This is a genomic window from Dyadobacter sp. 3J3 (assembly GCF_009801115.1).
Taxonomy (GTDB): domain Bacteria; phylum Bacteroidota; class Bacteroidia; order Cytophagales; family Spirosomataceae; genus Dyadobacter.
Genome location: NZ_VTOL01000012.1, coordinates 149,195 through 171,260, shown reverse-complemented (window position 1 = coordinate 171,260; position 22,066 = coordinate 149,195). Strand labels below are relative to the sequence as shown.

Sequence of the window (22,066 nt, the reverse complement as noted above, 5' to 3'; positions counted from 1 at the left end):
TTTATCAAATATACTAAGAAATAACAATTTAGTCAAAATCAGGTTATATGCAGTTTCGCAATGTTAATTACTACTGGGCCATCACACTCAAGACGGACTCCAAAGCCATTCCTCTTGATCCTTTTATAAGAATCAAAGTCTCATGTTGCGGATTGTCCATCACCCAGTTGTGGAGTGAAAACTTATCAGGGAAATAATAAGCTTTTGGTAATGCCGGTAAAGCAGCCTGCATATGTTTTCCGGTCAGAATGACGAGATCAAATTTTGCATCGGCCACGAGTTTTCCCAAAGCTAAATGCTCCTCTTCAGAAGCATCACCAAGCTCAAACATGTCACCCAGGATTACCATTTTGTGCTTCGCTTCCATGTTGGCAAAGTTTGTAATAGCGGCTTCCATCGAGGATGGATTTGCATTATATGCGTCCATAATCACCGTGTTGCTACCGCGTTTTAAAATTTGTGAGCGATTATTGTCGGGTTGGTAATTGGCAACGGCTTCATAGGCGTCATCGTCTGTTACGCCAAAATGATTTCCAACGGCTAGGGCTGCACATATATTATCAAAATTGTATTGTCCCGGAATGTGCGTAGTCACGATTTTTCCTTTGTTACCTTCAAAAGTAACAACCGGACTTTCCTGAATTAATTTCGGGTTTACGGGACTGCTTTCGGTGCAGTAAAAAACAATTTCGCCAAAAGCACGTCGCTTGCTGACCATATCCATCACGGCTTCATTTTCAACATTGACAAAAACAGTCCCTTTTTTCTTGGACAAATAATCCAGAAGTTCACCTTTCCCTTTGACAATTCCCTTTACACCGCCAAAACCTTCCAGATGCGCTTTCCCGATATTGGTAATTAATCCATGCGTAGGTTGCGCGATACTGCTCAGCAATGCAATTTCTTCCTGGTGATTTGCACCCATTTCCACAACGGCCATTTCGTATTTTGCAGCATCAATAGCGAGCAATGTTAGCGGTACACCAATATGATTATTCAGGTTTCCCCTGGTTGCGTAAGTTTTATATTTCATCGATAAAACTTTGGCAACAAGTTCTTTGGTCGTCGTTTTTCCGTTTGATCCGGTTAGAGCGATTACAGGGAAAGTAAATGTTTTTCTGTGATGCCTTGCCAAATTCTGAAGAGCGGTCAAAACCTCTTCAACCAATAAAAATTTATTATCCGTTGCTACTTCCGGATTATCTACAACGGCATAAGCTGCTCCTTTTTTTAATGCTTCTGCGGCGTAAGTATTGCCATCGAAATTATCTCCTTTTAAAGCAAAAAAGATACATCCCGCCGTAATCTGGCGTGTATCGGTGCTGATTGTATGGCCTTTAAGGTAAATGTCGTAAAGGTGTTCAAGAGAGGTATGCATATAAATGATCTGACGTTGTAAAATCTATAAATAAAGTTTGAAGGTTCGGCTCAATCAAATGCTTTGTAATTTCGTTACGTTTACGAGCTTAATGTTGGCCGGATTGACTGACAAAATTAATAGATTATTATTCAACGATGCGTACGAAATTTACCTGCCTCTTATTCTTTATATTTTCTCTCCTCTTTCTTTCCGAAAGTCGGGCACAGCAATCGTGGTTCAAACTCGATACAACAACCGTACTTTCTTCTGGTGGAAAAGCTCTGCTAAATCCTTGGGCAGGCGGCTTGAATGCCTCTCAAATAAATAAAATGGATCTAAACGGTGACGGGATCGAAGATTTGGTTGTCTTTGAGAGAACAAGCGGTGATTTGTCAACTTTTTTGGCATCAACAGATCCGGCAAATGCTCAGAAAAAAGTCTATCTCCACGCGCCTTACTATGAATATCTTTTTCCAAAAATTGATAACTGGCTGATATTGAATGACTATAATGGTGACGGATTAAAAGATCTTTTCACCTACACGGCTCTTGGAATCACTGTTTACAAGCAAGTGAAAAACGGTAATAACTGGTCCTGGCAACTGGCAAAAGACGCTTTGTATACGCAAGGTTTATCCAGTTATGTAAATCTTCAGGTATCGAGCCAGGACATTCCGGGAATCACGGATATTGATGATGATGGTGATCTGGATGTGATCACTTTTGATTATTCGGGTGTTTTTATAGAATTTCATCAGAATATGAGCATGGAGCGCTATGGTATTCCGGATAGCCTGGTGTACAAAAGAAATGGAGTTTGCTGGGGAAATTTTCACAAAGGCGATGGCGAAGATTTTGTGATGGGCGAGGATTGCGGTGTTGTGAGCAATCCTGATGCGAGCCGTATTTTGCACCAGGGGAATTCCATTCTGCTTCATGACCTGGACGGTGATGGGAAAAAAGATCTGCTTGTAGGGCATATCAGCAACGACCATATGTCATTTTTGAAAAATACCGGTGAAAACTTAATTGCTAATTTTTCAAGTTTCACCCACATCTATCCACCGGTCGATCCTATTGTCTACTACATTTTTCCTTCTGCATATTATGAAGATGTCGATTTTGATGGGGTAAAAGATTTGATATCGGCGCCTAATGTGTCAAATAATGATGGAAATCTGATGGATTTTAAATCGTCAAACTGGTATTACCACAATGCGGGTACGAGCGATAATGCCAATTTTAAACTGGTACAAAAAAACTTCCTTCAGGATCAGATGCTGGATGTTGGCGAAAACGCTACGCCCTCTTTTTATGATATTGATGGAGATGGCGATCTTGATATGATTGTTGGAACAGGTGGTACACGTGATGGAAACAATTTCCGCGGCCGGTTGTGGCTTTTGAAAAATACGGGAACCAGGCAGGCACCAGCTTTTGAAATTTCCTCGGATAACTATCTGAATATTCCGGCAACGCTGGATATGTATAATTTGAAAACCCAGTGGGCGGATTTTAACGGAGACGGCGTTCCCGATCTGGGATTCTCCGGAACAACGATCAAAGGGTTGGAATTTCGTTATATTCCAAATAAAGGAGCACTAAATCAGGCTGCACAATTAAATGTAGCGGATATGGTTACGATCACGATGCCGGTTGAATCACAGATTACGGACTATCCATATTTCTATGACACGGATGGCGATGGCGATCTGGATCTGGTTGTTGGAAAACCGCAGGGGAATATCAGTTATTATCAAAATACGGGAACAAACAAACTGCCGGTTTTGACACTTGTTACCGATGCATTTGCCGGAATTACTGTAAATTATGAAGGTAGAAATGTCCAATTGTCCGTGGCCGACGTGGATCTTGATGGAAAGCCAGATCTGGTAACCGTCGATTTTTCAGGAAAATTAAGAATATTTCATTCTGCCGACTGGGGGAAATGGACTCAGCGGGAAAGTCTTTTAATTGATAGGAACGGTTTGGGAACAGATCCACTTTTTGGCGGATATTTATATGCCACGGTTGCTGATTATAATGGCGATGGAAAACCGGATATTGCCATTGGGAACAGTTCAGGGGGAATTCGTCTTCTTAAAAATATTTTACCTATCAGTATAACGCCTGTCGAACCACCGGTTGAACAAAGTGTAAAAGTATATCCAAATCCGGCGGGTGAATATATCAAAGTGCTTTCAACCGAAAATGCTTCTTTAACGGTTTTCAATGTATCAGGTCAGGTTATTCAATCCAATATTGTCGTAAGGGCGAATGTTGAAAAGGAAATTGTTACTACGAAATGGACGCCCGGTCTCTATGTTTTTGAACTTCAAACGAGCCGTTCGCGGATTTCCAGGAAAATTGTGATCCGCTGATTTCTTCTGATGGCTAGAATTTGCCATGTTAAATTATTGATAAAAAAGTAACTTAAAATTATAAAATCGCTAGTGAAAGAGTAAATACTAGCACTCAATTACTTAGGAGGTAGTGTCCATAGAATTATTTAATTTATAATTCAAAAAGACGTATTTCGAGCAGTACGGTACAGGATGCGCTATTTCTGTTCGTATGGCAACTTACGGGTTAAATGCATAACTGGCCATTAGCCGGATATCTTAACCACAGACCATTAAACCCTAAAACCTCATGCAGGCACTTCTTGGTGTACTTTTTCATTTCATTGGCGGTTTTGCTTCCGGCAGTTTTTATATTCCTTACAAAAAAGTCAAAGGCTGGGCATGGGAAACTTACTGGATCGTTGGTGGCTTGTTTTCCTGGTTGATCGTTCCACCACTTGCAGCTTATCTTACCATTCCGGGTTACACTGAAATTATCGCGCATACGGATGGCGGCGTTTTATTTCTGACCTACTTTTTTGGTGTGCTGTGGGGAATTGGTGGTTTGACTTACGGTCTGGGTGTGAGGTATCTGGGCGTGTCGCTGGGGAGTTCTATCATCCTCGGTTTATGTTCGGTCTTTGGTGCTTTGATTCCATCCGTTTATTACGAATTTAATCCAAAAACAGGGAAAGATTCCATTTCTGATCTGATCAATAGCAACTGGGGACAAATGGTTTTGCTTGGCTTGCTGGTCTGTGTCATCGGTATTATTATCTGTGGAAAAGCCGGTGCGATGAAAGATAGCGACTTGAAAAAAAGTGGCATTGTGTCAGAGGGTAACACCGAATTCAAAATTGGTATAGGTCTTACAGTTTCTATTATTTCGGGTATTCTCAGCGCATGTTTTGCATTTGGAATTGATGCCGGAAAAGTAATGGCGGAAGAAGCAAATGCAACCTGGCAGGCTGCAAATCCCGGGCAAGGCAATTTCCTTTTCCAGAATAATGTGACCTATATCGTGATCTTACTTGGTGGATTGACTACCAATTTTATCTGGTGCATGATGTTGAATGCTCGTAATAAAACGTTTGGAAACTACACAGATAAAAGTACACCGCTTCTTTCAAACTACATTTTTTCAGCACTTGCCGGTACAACCTGGTTTCTTCAGTTTTTCTTTTACGGTATGGGAGAAAGTAAATTGGGGAACGGTGCAAGTTCATGGATTTTGCATATGGCCTTTATCATTTTAATTGCCAATACGTGGGGTTTGGTTCTTAATGAATGGAAAGGTGTTGCCAAAAAAACGCTGACAACGATTGTTTCCGGGATTTTGGTTATTGTCCTCTCCGTTTTGATCGTGGGCTACGGTAATTATTTGCATGAATAATCTGGTCTTGTGAAATGATCCTGAAAAATCAAATTTCAATTTATATTATCATTATGCTGGAAGCCATGGCTTGTCAGGAGAAGAAAAATAAGCAGGAAAATAACGTGGAAGAAAATACAGCAAGCCAGGAAGGTACCTTTGGGTACGACCTGTCTTTTTTGAAAAAATACAAACAGGTTATCGTTTTGAAATCTCCTGATGATGAAAAATCACAGGCTATCGTTGTTGCGGATTATCAGGGTAGGGTTATGACGAGTACAGCTGCCGGAGATTCCGGAAACAGTTATGGCTGGCTGAATTATGAGCTTATCAAAAGCGGTGAAAATAAACCTCATTTTAACGCACTGGGAGGCGAAGATAGATTCTGGTTTTCTCCCGAAGGCGGTCAGTTTTCTGTTTATTTCAAAAAGGGAAAATCGTTTGTTTATGAAAACTGGCAGACTCCGGCGGTAATCGATTCCGAGCCGTTTGATGTGGTTTCCTCAGATGCTGCTTCGGTACGTTTTAAGAAAAAAACAGTTCTGGAAAATAACATCGGAACAAAGTTTGACCTTTTAATTGAGCGTCAGGTTAAAATGATCAGCAAAGCTGAGATTAAGAATCTGCTTTCTGTTCCGGATTTTGAAAATATAAAAACCATTGGTTATACTTCTGAAAACGCGGTTACCAATTTGGGTGAAGATTGGAAAAAACAAACCGGAGCTTTGGGTATCTGGATTTTGGGTATGTTTAAACCATCACCAAAAACAACGATTGTAGCTCCTTTTTCAAAAGCCAATTCAGAGAAACCGTTGCTGACTTCCAATTATTTTGGGAATATTCCGGAGGACAGACTGGTCATTAAAGATTCTGCAGTGTTTTTGAAAGCTGATGGGAAATTCAGAAGTAAAATAGGCTTGTCGCCAAAGTCTGCCAGGAATACTGCGGGAAGTTATGATGCTGAAAAAGGTATTTTAACAATCATTTTATATGATTTGGAACCGAAAGGAGAATACCTCAAATCCACCTGGGAACTGCATAAAGATCCTTTTGGCGGCGATGCGCTTAACGCCTATAACGATGGTCCGCTGGAAGATGGCACTCAAATGGGGCCGTTTTATGAGCTGGAATCGAATTCAAATGTATTGTTATTAAAGAAAAATGAAAAGTTGATTCACCGGCATAGTACTTTTCATTTTGAAGGACAAAAAGCGCATCTTAACAAGATATCAAAAGCTGTTTTGGGTGTCGACCTTGATTCTGTTGAAGAAACGTTTTCATTGAAATAATTCGCATCCCGCATTGCTTTATAAAAATAACCTGACAAAACATTCCTGACCACTTAATTACCTGAAAATATGAAATATGTAAAGTATGCTCAATTATTTTGTTTCGCACAGGTCATGCTGGCAGGAGGTTTTGTAGCCGAGGCACAAAAGAAAGTTTCCAGCGGTGTTTTTAAAAAGTATGAGGTAACGCCTGATTTTATTGCCGAAGGCGCCGCTATTGGTGATGTAAATAAGGATGGTAAAAAAGATATTCTTTCCGGTGCCTACTGGTTTGAAGCACCAAATTGGACAAAACATGAAATTATGCCGGTAAATGCTTTTTCCTGGAAAAACGGATACAGCGATTCCTTTCTGGATTTCAGCTCAGATGTCAATCAGGACGGCTGGGTGGATTTGATACGGATTGATATTGCAGGAAATCCGGCAGTTTGGTATGAAAATCCTAAAAATAAAACGGGACAGTGGACGGCTCGGGTAATTCATCCTTCCATAGGAAATGAGTCGCCGGTTTTTGTTGATATTGATGGAGACGGCCGTTTGGATCTTTTGGCGAATGATCCACAGAAAAAGCAGGTGATCTGGCTTAGTCCGCCAAGAAAAAAGGGTGATACTGAATGGGAAAATAACATAATCAGCAGCGATGAAAAAGTTGCTACCGATAAATATACCCACGGCCTGGGTTATGGAGATATTAACGGAGATGGGAAAAAAGATGTTCTTGTGAAAGACGGGTGGTGGGAAGGTTCGGCTGATCCTAAAAAACCGAACTGGAAATTTCACCCGGCAAAGCTAAGTCAGGATTGCGCACAAATGTATGTTTACGATGTTAATCAGGATGGGTTAAATGATATCATCAGCTCTTCGGCGCATAATTACGGAATCTGGTGGCATGAGCAGGGAAAAGACGGATCCTGGACAGAGCATGAAATTGCCAAAGATTTTTCTCAATCGCATGGACTTGGCTTTAAAGATATAAATGGTGACGGGTTCCCGGATCTGGTTACGGGAAAACGCTGGTATGCACATAATGGAGGAGATCCGGGAGCGGAAGATGCAGCTGTGACGTATTGGTATGAATTTAAACCCGGAAAAACGCCGACCTGGATTACGCATAAAATTGATAATGAGGCAGGAGGAGGTCTGCATATTGAAATAGAAGATATGAATAAGGATGGTCTGCCGGATTTTGTGATCGGAAATAAAAAAGGAGTTCATTATTTTGAGCAGCAAAAACAGTAATTTCATCTACCTTTAATACACACTTTCAATTCAATATTCATGAAATTCGGTATCAATACCTATTTGTTTTCCTCTCCTTTTACGAATGAGAGCATAAGCTTTTTTCCAAAGTTTAAAGAATGGGGTTTTGATTTTGTAGAAATTGCGGTGGAAGATCCAGCGAATATTGATGCTGTTTTGATAAAAAAAGCATTGGACGATAACGGTTTGGAATGCCATTCTGTTTGTGCTGCAACGGGTCCCGGAAGGGATTTGCGTGGAAATAGAAAAGAGCAGGTGGTGTCTTTGGAATATATTAAACAACTCATTGATATAGCTCCTGTTTTAGGAAGTTCGCTCGTTGCCGGACCAATTTATTCTGCCGTTGGAAGAGCCGATCTTGTCCCGGAAGAAGAAAAGACAAAACAATGGCTTACTGTTGTAAAAAATCTTCAGATACTTGCCGCTGATGCTGAAAAGGTAAATGTCAAGTTAGCCATTGAACCGCTAAACCGCTACGAAACGGATTTGATCAATACTTGTGAACAGGCGCTGACCCTGATCCGCGATGTGGGCAGCGACGCACTTCGTATCCATCTCGATGCTTTTCATATGAATATTGAAGAGAAGGATCCGGCATTGGCGATCCTGAAAGCAGGAAGCAAATTAGCACTTTTACATGCGTCCGGCAGTGACAGAGGTACACCTGGCGGTGACCAGATTAATTGGGAAAGGATTTTTGTTGCACTCGATAAAATCGATTATGCAGGCGATATCGTAATTGAATCTTTCACGCCTGATGTTAAAATTATAGCCAAAGCTGCTTCAATATGGCGAAAAATGGAACCTTCAAAGGAATCCATTGCCATCGATGGACTGAAATTTCTTCGGTCCTTAAACCTGTGAAAAATGCTTCAAATTAATCTTTAAAAAAAATAAAAGATAATGCTTGCACAGGAAAAAAATATAATAGAACTTTGTCTATCAAAATAGTAGATTTATAAAGAACGAAGGGAGAGGTTAGGCTCAATGATCTTCTGGCAACCTATGACTAATAAGGTGCCCCAACCTAATTCTAATGATAAATCTTTAGAATCCACTGAATACAAATTGTTGCCCGAGATACAACGTTAAGGGAATTTTGTTGTCATTACTCTGAAAAAGAGTGATTTAATTAAATTTTTAACTTATTATATAGTTAACTGGTAGAGATTATATACTTTATATTATTAAGTTCAAGCTCATATGAAAATCAATCGCTTATTATTGACAATTTTTCTGACGGCTACGGTTGTCATTTCTGCTCATGCACAGGGCAAGCAGATTAAAGAAGGTATCTGGCGTGGGGTTTTCAAAGTAGGAGAAACAGATGTTCCTTTTAATTTTGAAGTGAAAAAGAAAGACGGAAATCAACTGGTGTTGACGGCAATTAACGGTGATCGTCGTGATGATTTTAATGCTAAATACTTCTCAACAGATTCGTTGCAGGTGACGATGAATACGTTTGAAGCGGCCTTTTTTGCAAAGATAGAAAGTGATGGAAGTATGACTGGCGTTCATAAGAGTCTGGTTCCTGGTGTAGACAGAACAATTCCTTTTACGGCTCAACCAAATAAAAATTACCGTTTTGTTGAACCAGGTAAGGAGATTAAGCCAACAGCAGATATTACCGGAAAATGGGTGGTAAAAATTCAGTCAGATAAAGCGGTCGCGGATCGTGTGGCTGTTTTTGAACAAAAAGGAAACAAACTGAATGGTATCATTTTGTCAATTACCGGCGATAGTCGCGAATTGCAGGGAAATGTTCAGGGAGACGAATTTTTACTTTCAGGTTTTACAGGATCAGGTCCTTCGTATGTTACCGGGAAAATTATTGACGGAAAATCCATTGAAGGCGCCATCGGTTTCGGACCGAATGCTACAAAATTCAAAGGAATTAAAGATGACAACGCAGCACTTGCCGACGCGTATTCGCTTACTTTCTTAAAACCGGGTTATGAAAAACTGGATTTTACTTTCCCGGATCTGAATGGAAACCAGGTTTCGCTGAGTGATGAAAAATACAAAGGAAAGGTTGTGATCATTGAATTAATGGGAACCTGGTGCCCGAACTGTATCGATCAGGTTTCGTTTATGGCGCCCTGGTATAAAGAAAATAAAAGTAAAGGTGTTGAGATCATCGGTTTGGCATTTGAAGCAAAAGATGATTACGAATTTGCAAAACACACGTTGACCAAATTAAAGACCCGCTACGATATACAGTACGACTTACTTTTTGCAGGTAAAAATGACAAAGATGAAGTAGCCCGGAAATTGGTTGCGCTCAAAGAATTCATTGCCTTTCCAACAACAATTATTATAGGCCGTGATGGAAAAGTGAAAGAAATCCATACCGGATTTTCAGGAAAAGGAACCGGACAGTTTTATGATGACTATGTCAAAAAATGGAACACAGATCTTGCAAAGCTGATCGCTGAGCCGCTGCCGTAACTTTTCTTTCAGTAAACAGATAACAAACTAAAAACCAGATTATGGAAATTTATTGTGATAGCGCTGCGACGACGGCCATTGATCCTGAGGTGATTGAAGCAATTTTGCCTTATTTGACAACTAATTTTGGAAATCCATCATCAAGTCATTGGGCTGGACGGAAAGTCCGGGAAATGATTGACAATTCCAGAAATACAATTGCCAGGTTATTAGGAGTATCATCCGAAGAAATATTTTTCGTGTCAGGTGCTACCGAAGCCAATAATCTCGCTTTGTCAGAATCGGTCAGGGAATATGATTTGACACATGCAATCACAAGTAAAATTGAACATAAAGCGGTTTTGCAGCCTTTGTTGAAACAGGAAAAAGAAGGCAATATTGAAATCAGTTATGTGAAGCTTGACAAAAAAGGCAATATAGATCTTGATCATCTTGAACATTTATTAGCGGCCAACCCACAATCGCTCATCAGTTTGATGCATGCAAATAATGAGATTGGAAATATTACCGATATCGAAGCGATTAACAAACTGGCGGAAAAATACAATGCTGTATTTCATACCGATACTACACAAACGATTGGTAAGGTGAAAATTGATTTAAAAGAATTTCCAGCAGATTTTCTGGTTGGGTCGGCTCATAAATTTCATGGCCCAAAAGGTGTCGGATTTATTTATATCAATAAAAAACATAAGCTGAAACCATTTATTTTGGGAGGGGCACAGGAAAAAGGACAAAGAGGAGGTACCGAAAATGTGATCGGAATTGTTGGTCTGGCCAAGGCACTGGAAATCGCTTACCGTGATTTTGATCGTATTCATAAAAAAACAGCTGCACTTAAACAGAGATTAATTTCCCAGCTTGAAAACATTGGAATACCGGAGATCAGTTTTAATGGCGAAAGTAAGTCTTCATCTAAAAGCCTTAGCTCGGTTGTGAATATTTCTTTCCCTTGTTTGCAGTCGGGAAGTTTGGTCAATAGCCTGGATACTTTCGGTATAGCCGTGTCCGGTGGTAGCGCCTGTTCCAATTTAGGCAACGGCGGTTCACATGTGATCTCCGCTATTCAACATGAAGATAACAGGGAAAATGTCCGTTTTTCTTTTAGCAAATTCAACACAACAGAAGAAATTGACCGGATTGTCAGCACAATTTCGAAAATTTATGAGATTGATAATAATATAGTTGAGGAGTCAATTGGTGCCCAGCAATTGTTTGCCTGGGCCCAATGATGGAAGTTGGTTGAGTCGGCTTTTGCATATATTCACTGTTTTGGATCATTAAGATTAAAATTTTTTCTAAAACAGTGAATATCCAAATTTGCGGTTTGATTGATTTAATAATTTTCTTACATTGTAACGAGGTATTTGTTTAAGTATGAGTGCAATAGTGTTTTCCAATTACTATGATCATAAACAGGTTTCGAAATGAAAAACACGTATCAGATTAAAATTGCATACCGCAAAGGTCTTAGTCTTCACAAAATAACTTCGCTGATCGAATCGGTGAAAGGAGTAAAAATTAAACACCTTAATTTGATTGTCAAAGGGAAAAATTTTGTCGGTGTTCTTGCACTGGAAGTTTCTCAAATGATGGATCTAGATTCTGTTGTTGCGCTTATGCGTAAAAACCGGGATGTATCTACAGTTGAAAAGATAAACCCCGGTCAATTCTCTGTTTCAGGCGATCTGTATTATTCGCTTTGATTATTCCTGCACTCGTCAAATAATTGTCCGTCATTTTCCTTTCCTATCTGCTTTCTGTTGAATCTGTAAATTCCGATCTTATTACTATGAATGAAATTCATTTGAGTAATAATTTAGTCGTTTTTGTTATTATGTAGTCAACTACATATATTTGTGTATAAATTAAAAATTATGACAAATCAACATCAGATCACCCAGATTGGAAATTCACATGCTGCACAGGTAATAGATCTTATTCTTCCGATTCAACAATTAGAATTTGGTATCCCGATTACCTTACAAAACCAGCCGGATTTGCTGGATATTGAAAATTATTACCATGCTACGGGAGGTAACTTCTGGGGTGCAATTAATGATGACAAAGTAATTGGTACCATCGCGTTGATCGGTATCGGAAATGGACAGGGCGTGATCCGGAAAATGTTTGTGAACAAAGATTTTCGGGGTAAAGAACATGGTCTGGCGCAGAAACTGCTTGAAACTCTGATTCAGTACTGCAAGTCAGAAAATATTACAGATCTTTATCTGGGAACGGTCGATGTTTTGCAGGCGGCAATGCGTTTCTATGAAAGAAACAATTTTGAAAAAATTGAAAAGAAAGATCTGCCGGCAACGTTTCCCATTATGTCTGCCGACAATGTTTTTTATCATCTGGAGATTGAAAAATTATGAATAATAGCATAGATCAGTCCGGAATCCTTGCACTTTCTACGCGTTTACAGCGAATAAGTGAACGTTTGAGAAAAGATGGGTTACAGATTTATAAAGAAAACGGCATTGAATTTGAGCCTAAATGGTTTCCGGTTATTTACACTTTACAACAAAAAAACTCGCTAAGTATCGGTGAACTTGCCGCCGAAATTGGTTATGCACATCCATCAACAATCAGTTTACTGAAAGAGCTCGAAAAGGAAAAACTGATCAGTTCAACAAAAGATAAAACCGATGATCGTAGAAGATTAATTTCGCTGACTCCAAAAGCAGAGGAATTGATTGACAAAATGAAACCGGTTTGGGGAATTATGATTGCCGCCATGACCGAACTTACCGATACGACCAACAATATCATGCTGGCCATTAATGAGGTCGATGCGGCATTCAAAAAGAAAAGTTTTTTGGAAAGAGCGCTTGCCATCATGGAAGAGAAAAAAGAAGGGAAAGTGTCAGAGGATAGAATTGAAGTATCAAAAATAGCGAATCCGGAAGATTTGAAAACGGCGTTTGCGATCAGGCGCCAGGTTTTCGTGATCGATCAAAATGTAGATGCCGCGGCGGAAGAAGACGGGAACGATGTGGCAACACATTATCTGGCCAAGGTAAATGATCTGCCTGCCGGAACAGCGAGATGGAGAAAAACCAAAGATGGGTATAAACTGGAACGTTTTGCAGTATTGAATGCTTACCGCGGAAGTGGCGTAGGGGGTACATTGGTGCAGGCATTACTGTCAGATTTGCCAGAAGGTGCGAGGGCCTATCTACATGCACAAGTTAGAGCCGCTAAGTTTTATGAGAAAAATGGATTCTCAAAGTTCGGTGATTTGTTTGTTGAACAAAATATTGAACATGTGAAAATGGAATTGTATAAATAAAAATGGGCGGTTAGCCAACCAGTTTGAACTGACCAAACTAACCGCCAAATCCTAAAAGCTAACGGCTCATTATAGCGTAAATGATACCCGGGCGAACAGGAATCTTCCGTTGAAACCAAATTGTTGTCCGGTTCTTGAATAAGGGAAATAGCCCGCTCCGGTGTTTCCGCCAATTGTTTTGTCAGGGTAAATGTCCAGCAAATTATTTGCCCCAAGCGTTAGCCGAATACTGTTGACAATGTCATAACTCAAAGAAAGATCCGTAATAACTTTCCCTCCAAAAGTCTGAGCATCAGCATCTACATTAGTTGCTGCATTAACAGGCCCAAAGTAAACATTTCTCAGAAATACACCGAATTTGTTCAAATTATAACTCAGCGTTAAGTTACTTTTTATACGCGGCACCGCAGATTCGAAATACGTTCTGCTTGCTTTATCAAAATAAATATTTTCTTTTCCTGCCAGTAAAGGCGATGCTTTTACCGGGCCTACCACATTTGTTTTTACAAAAGTCCCGGAAAGATCGGCACGGAAACGACCTTTTCCCAGACGTTCTGAATAAGTAAGTACCGCGTCAATTCCTTTGGTTTCGGTATCAATTGCGTTTGCAAAAAAACGTGCTGTTTGTGCGTTTGCCTGATCTAAAAGCTGATAAATTTCTTTATCCTGCGCAGAAGCCGTCGGACTGTTGCTTCCTGTGAAATTTCCGGTGTAGATAACACGGTTGTTAATTCGCACGTAATATCCGTCTACGGTAAGTTTGAAATTGCCAAAGCTGCCTGTTATTCCCAGACTGTAATTTTTGGAAGTTTCCTGTTTCAATGCAGGAATGCCAAGTAGTTGGGCGGGACGGCTATCGTTTGTAAATGTACCTGACTGAATAATTTGTCCGTCAATAAACAAACTTGACGTTGCACTAAAATAGCGCTGGTGCAAAGATGGTGCACGGAAACCCGTACTGGCAGCTCCACGAATAGCCCAGGTTTCACCAAGTTTGTAACGGGTAGAAACTTTCCAGTTTAAAGTCGATCCGAAATCAGAATAATTTTCAAATCTCAACGCACCGTCAACAAGCCATTTTTCTGTAAAATTCAGTTCAAGATCCGTGTAAGCCGCAACGGAAGTACGAGAAACGTTTACCGCATTTTCGGGGCGGAAACCAGGAAATGCCTGTGCGCCTCCGCTATAAGGGTTGCCGTTTTGTGCTCTGCGAACCTGTAAATTTCCTGTAATATCCGGAATCAGGATATCTTTTCCGGCTCCATCTGTACCAACTTTAATGGCCCGACCAAAATCCGCATAGGAGTTTTCTTCACCTTCAACGATTTTATAATTCTCAAAACGATGTTCTCCGCCAAATGCCACATTAAGGCCACTTAGTACATTATCAAATTTTCGGTTCAGATCAATATTGGTTGTGTTTTGTGCGAAACGGTACCCGCCATCTGTAAAGGTTGTGGGCGATGCTTTTAATAAAGAAGCATTCAGAGAATTGGAAGTTGTAAAATCAATCTGGTTGCGGCCGAAAGTATTGCTGAAATCAGCATTCCATTTTCCAACTTTTCCTCTGATCCCGGTTGCAAAAGACTGGTCATAGTTATCAGTGCCAATCAACGGTAAATATCCCAGAGGATAAATTTCCTGTATATTTTGTGTGATTTGAGCCGGTTGACGGCGGAAAGCGGCTGATTGACCACTTTTGTAATTCAGTCCGCCAAAGGCATAAAATTCTGCTCCTTCGTTTAAAGGAATTACACTATTCAGCATAAAAGAACCTCCGCGGCCGGATGCCTGGCCGATTCGTGAATTAAAATCGGATCGTGTCATACCACGTCGCTGCAATTCTGCATTGGTAATATCAACGCCGGTAGGATTCGGGTAGAGGGACGGATTGTTATAATCACTAAAGATTACACCGGTGAATTCTTTCATCCGGTTTGTCGGATTTCTGAAATCAAAAGATCCTGCCAGATTTAAAAATCCGCCTTTTGTTCCCAATGCCAAACCGTAGTTTACATTCGCCTGCACATTTTCACCGTCGATCGTACCTTCCGAATTTTTAGATACAAAACCACCTGTTGTGACATTGGCGCGTAACTGGTTGACGTTGTCTTCCAGGATAATATTGATGACCCCGGCAATCGCGTCAGAACCGTATTGGGCCGCCGCACCATCTCTCAAAATTTCAATTTTTTTTATAGCAGAAGTCGGAATAGCATTTAAATCAGTACCTACCGATCCTTTTCCGAAAGTCCCGTTTATATTGACCAGCGAAGTGGTATGGCGACGTTTTCCATTGATCAAAACCAAAACCTGATCCGGACCCAAACCACGAAGTGAAGCCGGATCAATGTGATCGGTTCCGTCACCCAGTACCTGTGTGTTAGAATTGAAAGAAGGAGCTACATAATTTAAAATCTGGTTCAGGGAAACCTGGCCCACATCTTTGACAATTCTTTGTACGTCAATGACATCCACAGGCACAGGGGTATCAAGCTGTGAGCGTGGTTCTCCGCGTGAGCCCAGTACAACAAGTTCGTTCAGGGACGTTATTTGTAAATCGAAATCAAGTTCAAGTGTCTGTCCGCCTGTGAGTGTTACCACTTTCTGGTTTGGTGCAAAGCCAGTAAAACTTGCAATGATGGTGTAAGTTCCCGGGGATAAAGGTAATTTATAAACTCCTTGTGCATCCGTTACTACGCCGGAACTTTGTCCCTGAACATACACGGAAGCACCCGGTAATAGTTCCTGTCCGTCCTTCACCGTTCCCTGAATTACAGACTGGGCAAAACTTAGACTAACAGATAAAAAAAACAGAAAAATTGCGGCTTTCAGTTTTTTAAAGAGTAATAAACTTTTCATAATGGTACTTGTTTGATGAATAATGAAATGACCTCCCGTCAGAAATCACTGTTGCGGCGTCAAATGCTTTAACAAAACAGATTAAATTTTAATTTTAAAATGTTGGATTAAATTGATTTAAAAAATGAATGAAACGTGATTGTTAAGGAAGGTGTGAAGTCCTTGAAACGTAGAGAAATGGAAGATATCCGGAAACCGGGAAATATGCAGTGAGGGTTAAAAATATCAGGTGCAGGTTATTTTTGTAAAATTCTGCACCTGAGGTATTGGTATTATTTGCTAAGTTGTCTTGTTACTTATTCAGCAAACCATCAAAAGTAATGGCAACGTAATAAAGACCGCCGAGTGTTGGCCCTCCGGCGTATTGAATGTAATTATTATTGAAAATATCACTTCCGCCTACTTTCACAGTTCCTTTAATGGTTGGCACTTTGTAAGTTACCTGCGCATCAAAAGTATGGATCGCACGAACGTAACCATTAACCAAAGGACTTTCCCAAAGGAATTTTTTCTGCCATCTGTGAACAACGCTGAAACCCAGGTTTTTCGTAATCTGACGATTTCCAAACTGGATGTTCGTAGTCAGTTCCGGTGTGTTAAATCCTGTAACAAAAATATCAGCTGTTGCATTTGATTTTATTTTGTTGAAGCTGGTATTTCCTGAAACTGTGTATCCTTTAAAGAAGTTGTAAGTAATGCCCAACGCCGAACCATAGTTGGTGTATTTATTTTTTGCATTGGTATACACACGATACCTATCTTGTGAATCCCTGTTGGCATCCAGCATAGCCAAAACTGCCGCATCTGATCCAACGGTTTGTCCACGGGGAACATCCACCTGAACCTGGCCTAAAAATCCATCATAAGTATTGGTGTAGGCATCAAAATCGAGTACCAAAGTATTGTTCAGGAATACGCTTTTGTATCCGAACTCATAGGAGTGAATTCCTTCCGGACGACCTTTGTCAAGCTGCGCTTTCACCAGTAAATTTCTGTTGGCCAAAGCGGCGTCGTTACGTGTTGCACCACCGGCTACGGCTGCATTAACCGCCGCATTAAATACAACTCCGGAAGCGCGGGTGTAGCTATTATCCAGATATCCCAGTCCTTCGTTGATGTAAGGAAGACTTCCCACACGTTTTACACGGCCATTGTTAACATAAGACAGCGCTTCAAATAATCCAGGGAAGCGATATCCCTGCTGATAGGTAAACCGGAAATTATTGCTTTTGTCGGGCGAGTAAACCGCAGCAATACGAGGTGTCAGGATTGGTTTGAATTCCGGATTATAATCAAAACGAAGTGAACCGAATATTTTTAGTTTCTCATCGAAAACAGTTTTGGTCAACTGTGTAAACGCTCCGATTTTTTTATAGGCAATATTTTTACCGTAACTGCCATTTTCCAAAGGTTTTCCACGATCCGCGATTGGGCGGGAAAAATCTACAAAGCTGTTTCCGTCCGGTGTGATTTCGTACAAACGGGCATCACCGCCGATCAACATGTCAAAAACTTTGGTATATTTTGAAAGATCCCATTGTCCTTCCACGTGATATAAATGACTTCTTTGCACCAGTGCAGCACCACCTGAAACCGGAGCATCCGGAATTTGGGCGGATTTTATATCCCAGTTGTTGATACCAATAATCAGTGCTTTCTGGTCATTAAATGCCTTTGTACCCGGTACTGCGCGGTTCGCATCTGCAATGCCGCGAGCATAGGCCGTTGCTGCTGCCAGGTTAGCGTCTGTCAGGCCGCCGCCATTATTTGTAGCATATTGTGTCAGTGCCGATTTGTAAGCCGCGCCCCAAACCGTTCCGCTTCCGCCTGTGGAAAGGTCCATGTTGTCGGCAAGAGGTTTCACATTGTAAGAATCTCCCGAATTTTCAGAAGAAGTATAGGCTCGAACCAAAAAATCAGCTCCTTTTAATTCAACTTTATGATTTTGAATAATCACGTTGTCGAGCTGGATTTTATTCCCACGTTGGAAAACACCATCCATTTTTCCAATCCTGTAGCTATAAGAAAGTTCCACCTTATCACTGATCCGGTAATGAAGCGCAGCGTCAAATTTAAGGTTATCCACATTGGGGTTCACCAAATCCCTTTCCCAGTATCCTGTTCGCGCTACGTTCAACGTCTGATTTGGTTTTCCGTTAATATTCAAACCACTCACCGAAACCGTGTTACTTCCGGCAAGTACGTCATCACCATATTTATTCCAGCCATCATAGGCAGCATTATTCGCTCCGTTTAAAGCAGGAAACGATGGATTTGCACTTTTCAGGTTATTCGGATTTTGATCCTGGCGTGTATCAGCCAGCCAATCTGTTCCGCGCATGTAGCTGAAATTGACTTTGAAGGCAAATTTATTGTTGAAAGCTTTTGCATAACGTAGGGCAGTTTCCGTCAGCATACTCGCCTCGCGTCCGGTTCCGCCAACGTGATTAACCCCGGTTTTTTGATAAACGCTTAAACCCTGGTAAAAGAATGGACTTTTTGTTAACAAGTTGGACATACCGTTAATAGCATTCAATCCATAAAGTGCCGATGCTGCTCCCGGAGTGATTTCCACACTGGCAATATCCAGTTCCGTCGGCCCGATAGCATTTCCAAGCGGAACGCCCAAAGTAGCTGCCTGCATGTCAATACCATCTACCAGCTGCATGAAACGGTAATTACTTGGAATATTAAACCCGCGCGTATTCGGTATTTTAAAGGTAAGACTTGAAGTAGTCATTTGCACGCCTTTAACGTTTTCCAATGCGTCATAAAATGAAGGAGATGGTGAATCGCGTATCGCGCGGATGTCCAGTTTGGCGATTGCAACAGGCGATTTCAGGATGCTTTCTTCAACACGGGAGGCTGTTACCACAATTTCCTGTGCAAGCTGAGTTTGTGTTACCAGTTCAATATTAATATTGGAACCAGGATTTTGGACTTCAAATTCCTGCGTTTTAAATCCTATACTTGAAATGACTAAGGTGAAGGGATATTTTGCTTTGGAGCGTAGTTTAAAACTTCCGTCGCTGTCGGTTATGGTTCCTGCCACAGTTCCTTTTATCAGCACGCTGACACCCGGAAGGGCCGTCTTATCATCTTTGTCAATGATTTTTCCAGAGATTTCGATAAAATTATTTCCCTGACCAAAGGTCAGCAGGGGAAATGCTAAAAGCGTAATGAGGATAATTCTTTTTAAAAGTAACAATGCTTTCATGGAATTGGGATATTATTATATTCTCTATCGATTTAGTAGACAAAAGTAATTCAGTTTTTGATAAGTTCAAATTTTAAATAAAGAAATATAAAAATTCTAAGTAACGGGTTTCCTTATTGATTCGTTATTGAAGTTCTGAAAGTGATTTTTTTTGTTGTTTTAATTTGTTGATAAAGAGATACTTGTAGTGATTAATGTGATGCTTAAATAATCATTAACAGAAGTGATATTTGTAATTTTTGTGATAAAAGTTACAAATTAATAAAACTAAGAATTTGTTATATATTATCAATCATATGGATATGAACGAGAAGATCATAGAAGAAAATTCTTTTCTCTTTTTGCGGTATAAATATTGCCTAAATTCTTGACAGCGCTTTTTAATGTACTGGTAATAAAGTAATTTCGGGATTCCCTGATCAAAGCATATTTTTTTATAATAGTCTCATCGTCAACGTTAAAAAATGGTCATATTTTGTCTCTTCAGATCTATTTTGCTGATAAAAAGGAGAGGTAATATCGTTGCGGTGATCGTGGCGTTGTTCAGTTTAAATTCCTGTGAAAATTCGGATTCGGAAAAGACCGATCATACCGCTTACGTAGATATGATCCGGGAGCAGGCCAAGCGTATGATGGACAAAGGAGAAACAGAAGAGGCTTTGGCTTTTTTTGATTCTGCTTATCAGGTTATAGATGATCCCGGAATTGGGGATGAGATAAGAAAACACAGTTTTAAAGGTCAGGATTATTACCCCAAAACAGGAAATCATTACAAGGGGATTTTACAGCTCGATAGTATATTTCTTATTTTATCGACAGAAGAATTAAAGAAAAAGTACACCAGAGAATATTCCACAGCCTTATTTCAAAAGGGTGACCTTCTTTTTAAAATCAAGCGGTATAATGATGCATACCAGTTTTATTATCGTGGAAAAATAATTGCGCAAACGATCATGGATCCGTGTGCGGTCAGTGAGTATACTTACCGGTTGGGGATGGTGAGTTATAAGCAGGCCAAGTACTCGGAAGCAGTGAATAATTTTAAGCAGTGTTTTGAAGACGCTGATTACTGTACAAAAGATTTTCGAAATTTTGCCCTGCGTCAGGAATTACTTGCCAACATTGCACTGAGTTACAGCAAGTATAGCAAGACGGACAGCTCGTTGATTTATACCGATAAGGCTTTGGCATTTCTCAATGAAGAAGGCAATAAATTTCCAGAGCGAAAAGATTACATAGAAATGGCGCAGGCTGTTGTTTATGGGAATCAGGCGGAGGGATATTACAAGAAAGGAGACACGCTTGCTGCGGAGAGGTTGTTAAAGAAAAGCATTGCTACAAACCGGAAGAAAGGATTTGATATTGCAGATGCTCAGATTTCTATGATCAAACTGGGAGAATTGTATATTGTTAAAGGAAACCTGGAAGGGTCACAGGAAATAGCCCGGCAGTTAAAAGCTTCGCTGGATACAACTTATAATTTATATGCTGAAACCGGCCTCAACAAACTGAACTGGCAGTATTATGATAAAATTGGAAAACCCGAGCAGGCCTATATTGCTTTGCAGCATTATATGTTTTTGAAAGATTCCATGGATCTTGAAAACAAAAAGCTGGTTAACGCAGATGTGGAAAAAGAGTTTCAACGTCTTGAACAGCAATATAACTATACACTTCTAAGTAAAGAAAATAATCTAAAGAAAAATTATTTATACGCCACGCTGCTTTTTTCATTAATGGCTATTGCAATTTTACTGCTGTTGTTACAAAACTGGAAAAGCTCAAAACTGAATGTAGCTGCACTTACAAAACTGAACAAGCAAATTACATTTCAGAATAAACAACTTGAACAAACACTGGATGATCTGCGGCAAAGCAATAAGGATAAAGACAGGATATTAAAGGTAGTGGCGCATGATTTAAGAAATCCAATTGGAGCCATATTTTCAATATCCTCTATTTTGCTGGAAGAGGTCGACTTTTCAACAGAACACCTGGAGTTGGCAAAATTGCTGAAAACATCAAGCCTGCATTCAATTGAAATGATTAATGATCTGCTGACGGCTAATTTTAATTACCGGCCGGAGGAGATGAAAAAGGATGTTGTGGATATGCGGATCCTGCTGCATGATTGTGTTGAACAATTAAAATTCAAGGCCGATGAAAAGGATCAGAAAGTAACGCTGGCCATAGAAGCAGATGTGCTGGTTTTGGCGGATAAGGAAAAGATTTGGCGCGTTTTAAGCAATTTGATCATTAATGCCATAAAATTCAGTCCATTAGGATCCGTTATTGCGGTGAAATTATTGGAACGAGATCAGAAAATAGAGCTATCCGTTAAAGATCATGGAATAGGAATCCCCGATGAATTAAAAGATAGGATATTTGATGCTTATTCCGGTGCTAAAAGAGTTGGAACTTCCGGAGAGCAACCATTTGGACTGGGGCTTTCCATTTCAAAACAAATCATAGAAGCGCATGGCGGTAAAATATGGTTTGAAAGTGATGTGGATAAGGGCACAACTTTTTACCTGGAATTACCAGCGGCCAAAGAAAAATCAGCTTTTACCTTGTCTTCGTCTGCGATAGTTTAGTTTTTTTGTTGGCATACTAAAAAAGTA

General features: G+C 40.2%; 14 protein-coding genes and 1 riboswitch. Of the genes, 11 read left to right on the top strand and 3 right to left on the bottom strand.

The window, feature by feature from the left end; genetic code table 11:
- Positions 1 to 70 precede the first annotated feature (70 nt).
- A complete protein-coding gene (murF, locus tag FZF08_RS23950) occupies positions 71 to 1,378 on the bottom strand; it encodes a UDP-N-acetylmuramoyl-tripeptide--D-alanyl-D-alanine ligase (RefSeq protein WP_159474583.1) in 1,308 nt (435 codons plus the stop codon).
- A 137-nt stretch (positions 1,379 to 1,515) separates the two neighbouring features.
- Between murF and FZF08_RS23945 the strand changes: the two genes are divergently transcribed.
- From FZF08_RS23945 to FZF08_RS32220, 10 genes are all read left to right on the top strand, one after another.
- Complete coding sequence (locus FZF08_RS23945) at positions 1,516 to 3,741, top strand: T9SS type A sorting domain-containing protein (RefSeq protein WP_159474580.1); 2,226 nt, start codon at positions 1,516 to 1,518, stop codon at positions 3,739 to 3,741.
- Between the two features lie 271 nt (positions 3,742 to 4,012).
- On the top strand, positions 4,013 to 5,095 hold the full coding sequence (gene rhaT / locus FZF08_RS23940; protein WP_159474577.1) for an L-rhamnose/proton symporter RhaT: 1,083 nt from the start codon (positions 4,013 to 4,015) through the stop codon (positions 5,093 to 5,095).
- 14 nt (positions 5,096 to 5,109) lie between these two features.
- Complete coding sequence (locus FZF08_RS23935; RefSeq protein WP_159474574.1) at positions 5,110 to 6,363, top strand: DUF6786 family protein; 1,254 nt, start codon at positions 5,110 to 5,112, stop codon at positions 6,361 to 6,363.
- Positions 6,364 to 6,432: 69 nt separating this feature from the next.
- Entirely contained in the window at positions 6,433 to 7,602 is a 1,170-nt protein-coding gene (locus FZF08_RS23930; protein ID WP_159474571.1) for a VCBS repeat-containing protein, read from the top strand.
- Between the two features lie 39 nt (positions 7,603 to 7,641).
- Positions 7,642 to 8,487, top strand: coding sequence for a sugar phosphate isomerase/epimerase (locus FZF08_RS23925; protein ID WP_159474568.1), 846 nt, complete (start codon positions 7,642 to 7,644; stop codon positions 8,485 to 8,487).
- An 89-nt stretch (positions 8,488 to 8,576) separates the two neighbouring features.
- Positions 8,577 to 8,669: riboswitch (SAM riboswitch) on the top strand.
- 157 nt (positions 8,670 to 8,826) lie between these two features.
- Positions 8,827 to 10,071 (top strand): peroxiredoxin, encoded by a 1,245-nt coding sequence (locus FZF08_RS23920; protein ID WP_159474565.1) that lies wholly within the window; start codon positions 8,827 to 8,829, stop codon positions 10,069 to 10,071.
- Positions 10,072 to 10,112: 41 nt separating this feature from the next.
- Entirely contained in the window at positions 10,113 to 11,303 is a 1,191-nt protein-coding gene (locus FZF08_RS23915) for a cysteine desulfurase family protein (RefSeq protein WP_159474562.1), read from the top strand.
- Positions 11,304 to 11,498: 195 nt separating this feature from the next.
- A complete protein-coding gene (locus FZF08_RS23910; protein WP_159474559.1) occupies positions 11,499 to 11,777 on the top strand; it encodes a hypothetical protein in 279 nt (92 codons plus the stop codon).
- Between the two features lie 171 nt (positions 11,778 to 11,948).
- Positions 11,949 to 12,449, top strand: a complete 501-nt coding sequence (locus tag FZF08_RS23905) for a GNAT family N-acetyltransferase (RefSeq protein ID WP_159474556.1) — start codon at positions 11,949 to 11,951, stop codon at positions 12,447 to 12,449.
- Complete coding sequence (locus tag FZF08_RS32220; protein ID WP_200837158.1) at positions 12,446 to 13,366, top strand: bifunctional helix-turn-helix transcriptional regulator/GNAT family N-acetyltransferase; 921 nt, start codon at positions 12,446 to 12,448, stop codon at positions 13,364 to 13,366. The genes FZF08_RS23905 and FZF08_RS32220 overlap by 4 nt, the downstream gene beginning before the upstream one ends.
- Before the next feature lie 69 nt (positions 13,367 to 13,435).
- On the opposite strand, the gene FZF08_RS23895 is transcribed toward FZF08_RS32220, so the two are convergent.
- Together FZF08_RS23895 and FZF08_RS23890 are read right to left on the bottom strand one after the other, a co-directional pair.
- Entirely contained in the window at positions 13,436 to 16,228 is a 2,793-nt protein-coding gene (locus tag FZF08_RS23895; protein ID WP_159474554.1) for a TonB-dependent receptor, read from the bottom strand.
- Positions 16,229 to 16,520: 292 nt separating this feature from the next.
- Positions 16,521 to 19,445 carry a TonB-dependent receptor gene (locus tag FZF08_RS23890; protein ID WP_159474552.1) on the bottom strand — a complete coding sequence of 975 codons (2,925 nt, stop codon included), beginning with the start codon at positions 19,443 to 19,445 and terminating at the stop codon, positions 16,521 to 16,523.
- 464 nt (positions 19,446 to 19,909) lie between these two features.
- Here FZF08_RS23890 and FZF08_RS23885 point away from each other — a divergent pair, with 464 nt between their 5' ends.
- Positions 19,910 to 22,039, top strand: a complete 2,130-nt coding sequence (locus FZF08_RS23885) for a HAMP domain-containing sensor histidine kinase (RefSeq protein WP_159474550.1) — start codon at positions 19,910 to 19,912, stop codon at positions 22,037 to 22,039.
- Positions 22,040 to 22,066: the final 27 nt, after the last annotated feature.

What these genes read in the sequence shown, in the direction of transcription:
- murF (WP_159474583.1), bottom strand. Translation starts at nt 1,378, where the DNA reads ATGCATACCTCTCTTGAACACCTTTACGACATTTACCTTAAAGGCCAT.
- FZF08_RS23945 (WP_159474580.1), top strand. Translation starts at nt 1,516, where the DNA reads ATGCGTACGAAATTTACCTGCCTCTTATTCTTTATATTTTCTCTCCTC.
- rhaT (WP_159474577.1), top strand. Translation starts at nt 4,013, where the DNA reads ATGCAGGCACTTCTTGGTGTACTTTTTCATTTCATTGGCGGTTTTGCT.
- FZF08_RS23935 (WP_159474574.1), top strand. Translation starts at nt 5,110, where the DNA reads ATGATCCTGAAAAATCAAATTTCAATTTATATTATCATTATGCTGGAA.
- FZF08_RS23930 (WP_159474571.1), top strand. Translation starts at nt 6,433, where the DNA reads ATGAAATATGTAAAGTATGCTCAATTATTTTGTTTCGCACAGGTCATG.
- FZF08_RS23925 (WP_159474568.1), top strand. Translation starts at nt 7,642, where the DNA reads ATGAAATTCGGTATCAATACCTATTTGTTTTCCTCTCCTTTTACGAAT.
- FZF08_RS23920 (WP_159474565.1), top strand. Translation starts at nt 8,827, where the DNA reads ATGAAAATCAATCGCTTATTATTGACAATTTTTCTGACGGCTACGGTT.
- FZF08_RS23915 (WP_159474562.1), top strand. Translation starts at nt 10,113, where the DNA reads ATGGAAATTTATTGTGATAGCGCTGCGACGACGGCCATTGATCCTGAG.
- FZF08_RS23910 (WP_159474559.1), top strand. Translation starts at nt 11,499, where the DNA reads ATGAAAAACACGTATCAGATTAAAATTGCATACCGCAAAGGTCTTAGT.
- FZF08_RS23905 (WP_159474556.1), top strand. Translation starts at nt 11,949, where the DNA reads ATGACAAATCAACATCAGATCACCCAGATTGGAAATTCACATGCTGCA.
- FZF08_RS32220 (WP_200837158.1), top strand. Translation starts at nt 12,446, where the DNA reads ATGAATAATAGCATAGATCAGTCCGGAATCCTTGCACTTTCTACGCGT.
- FZF08_RS23895 (WP_159474554.1), bottom strand. Translation starts at nt 16,228, where the DNA reads ATGAAAAGTTTATTACTCTTTAAAAAACTGAAAGCCGCAATTTTTCTG.
- FZF08_RS23890 (WP_159474552.1), bottom strand. Translation starts at nt 19,445, where the DNA reads ATGAAAGCATTGTTACTTTTAAAAAGAATTATCCTCATTACGCTTTTA.
- FZF08_RS23885 (WP_159474550.1), top strand. Translation starts at nt 19,910, where the DNA reads ATGGTCATATTTTGTCTCTTCAGATCTATTTTGCTGATAAAAAGGAGA.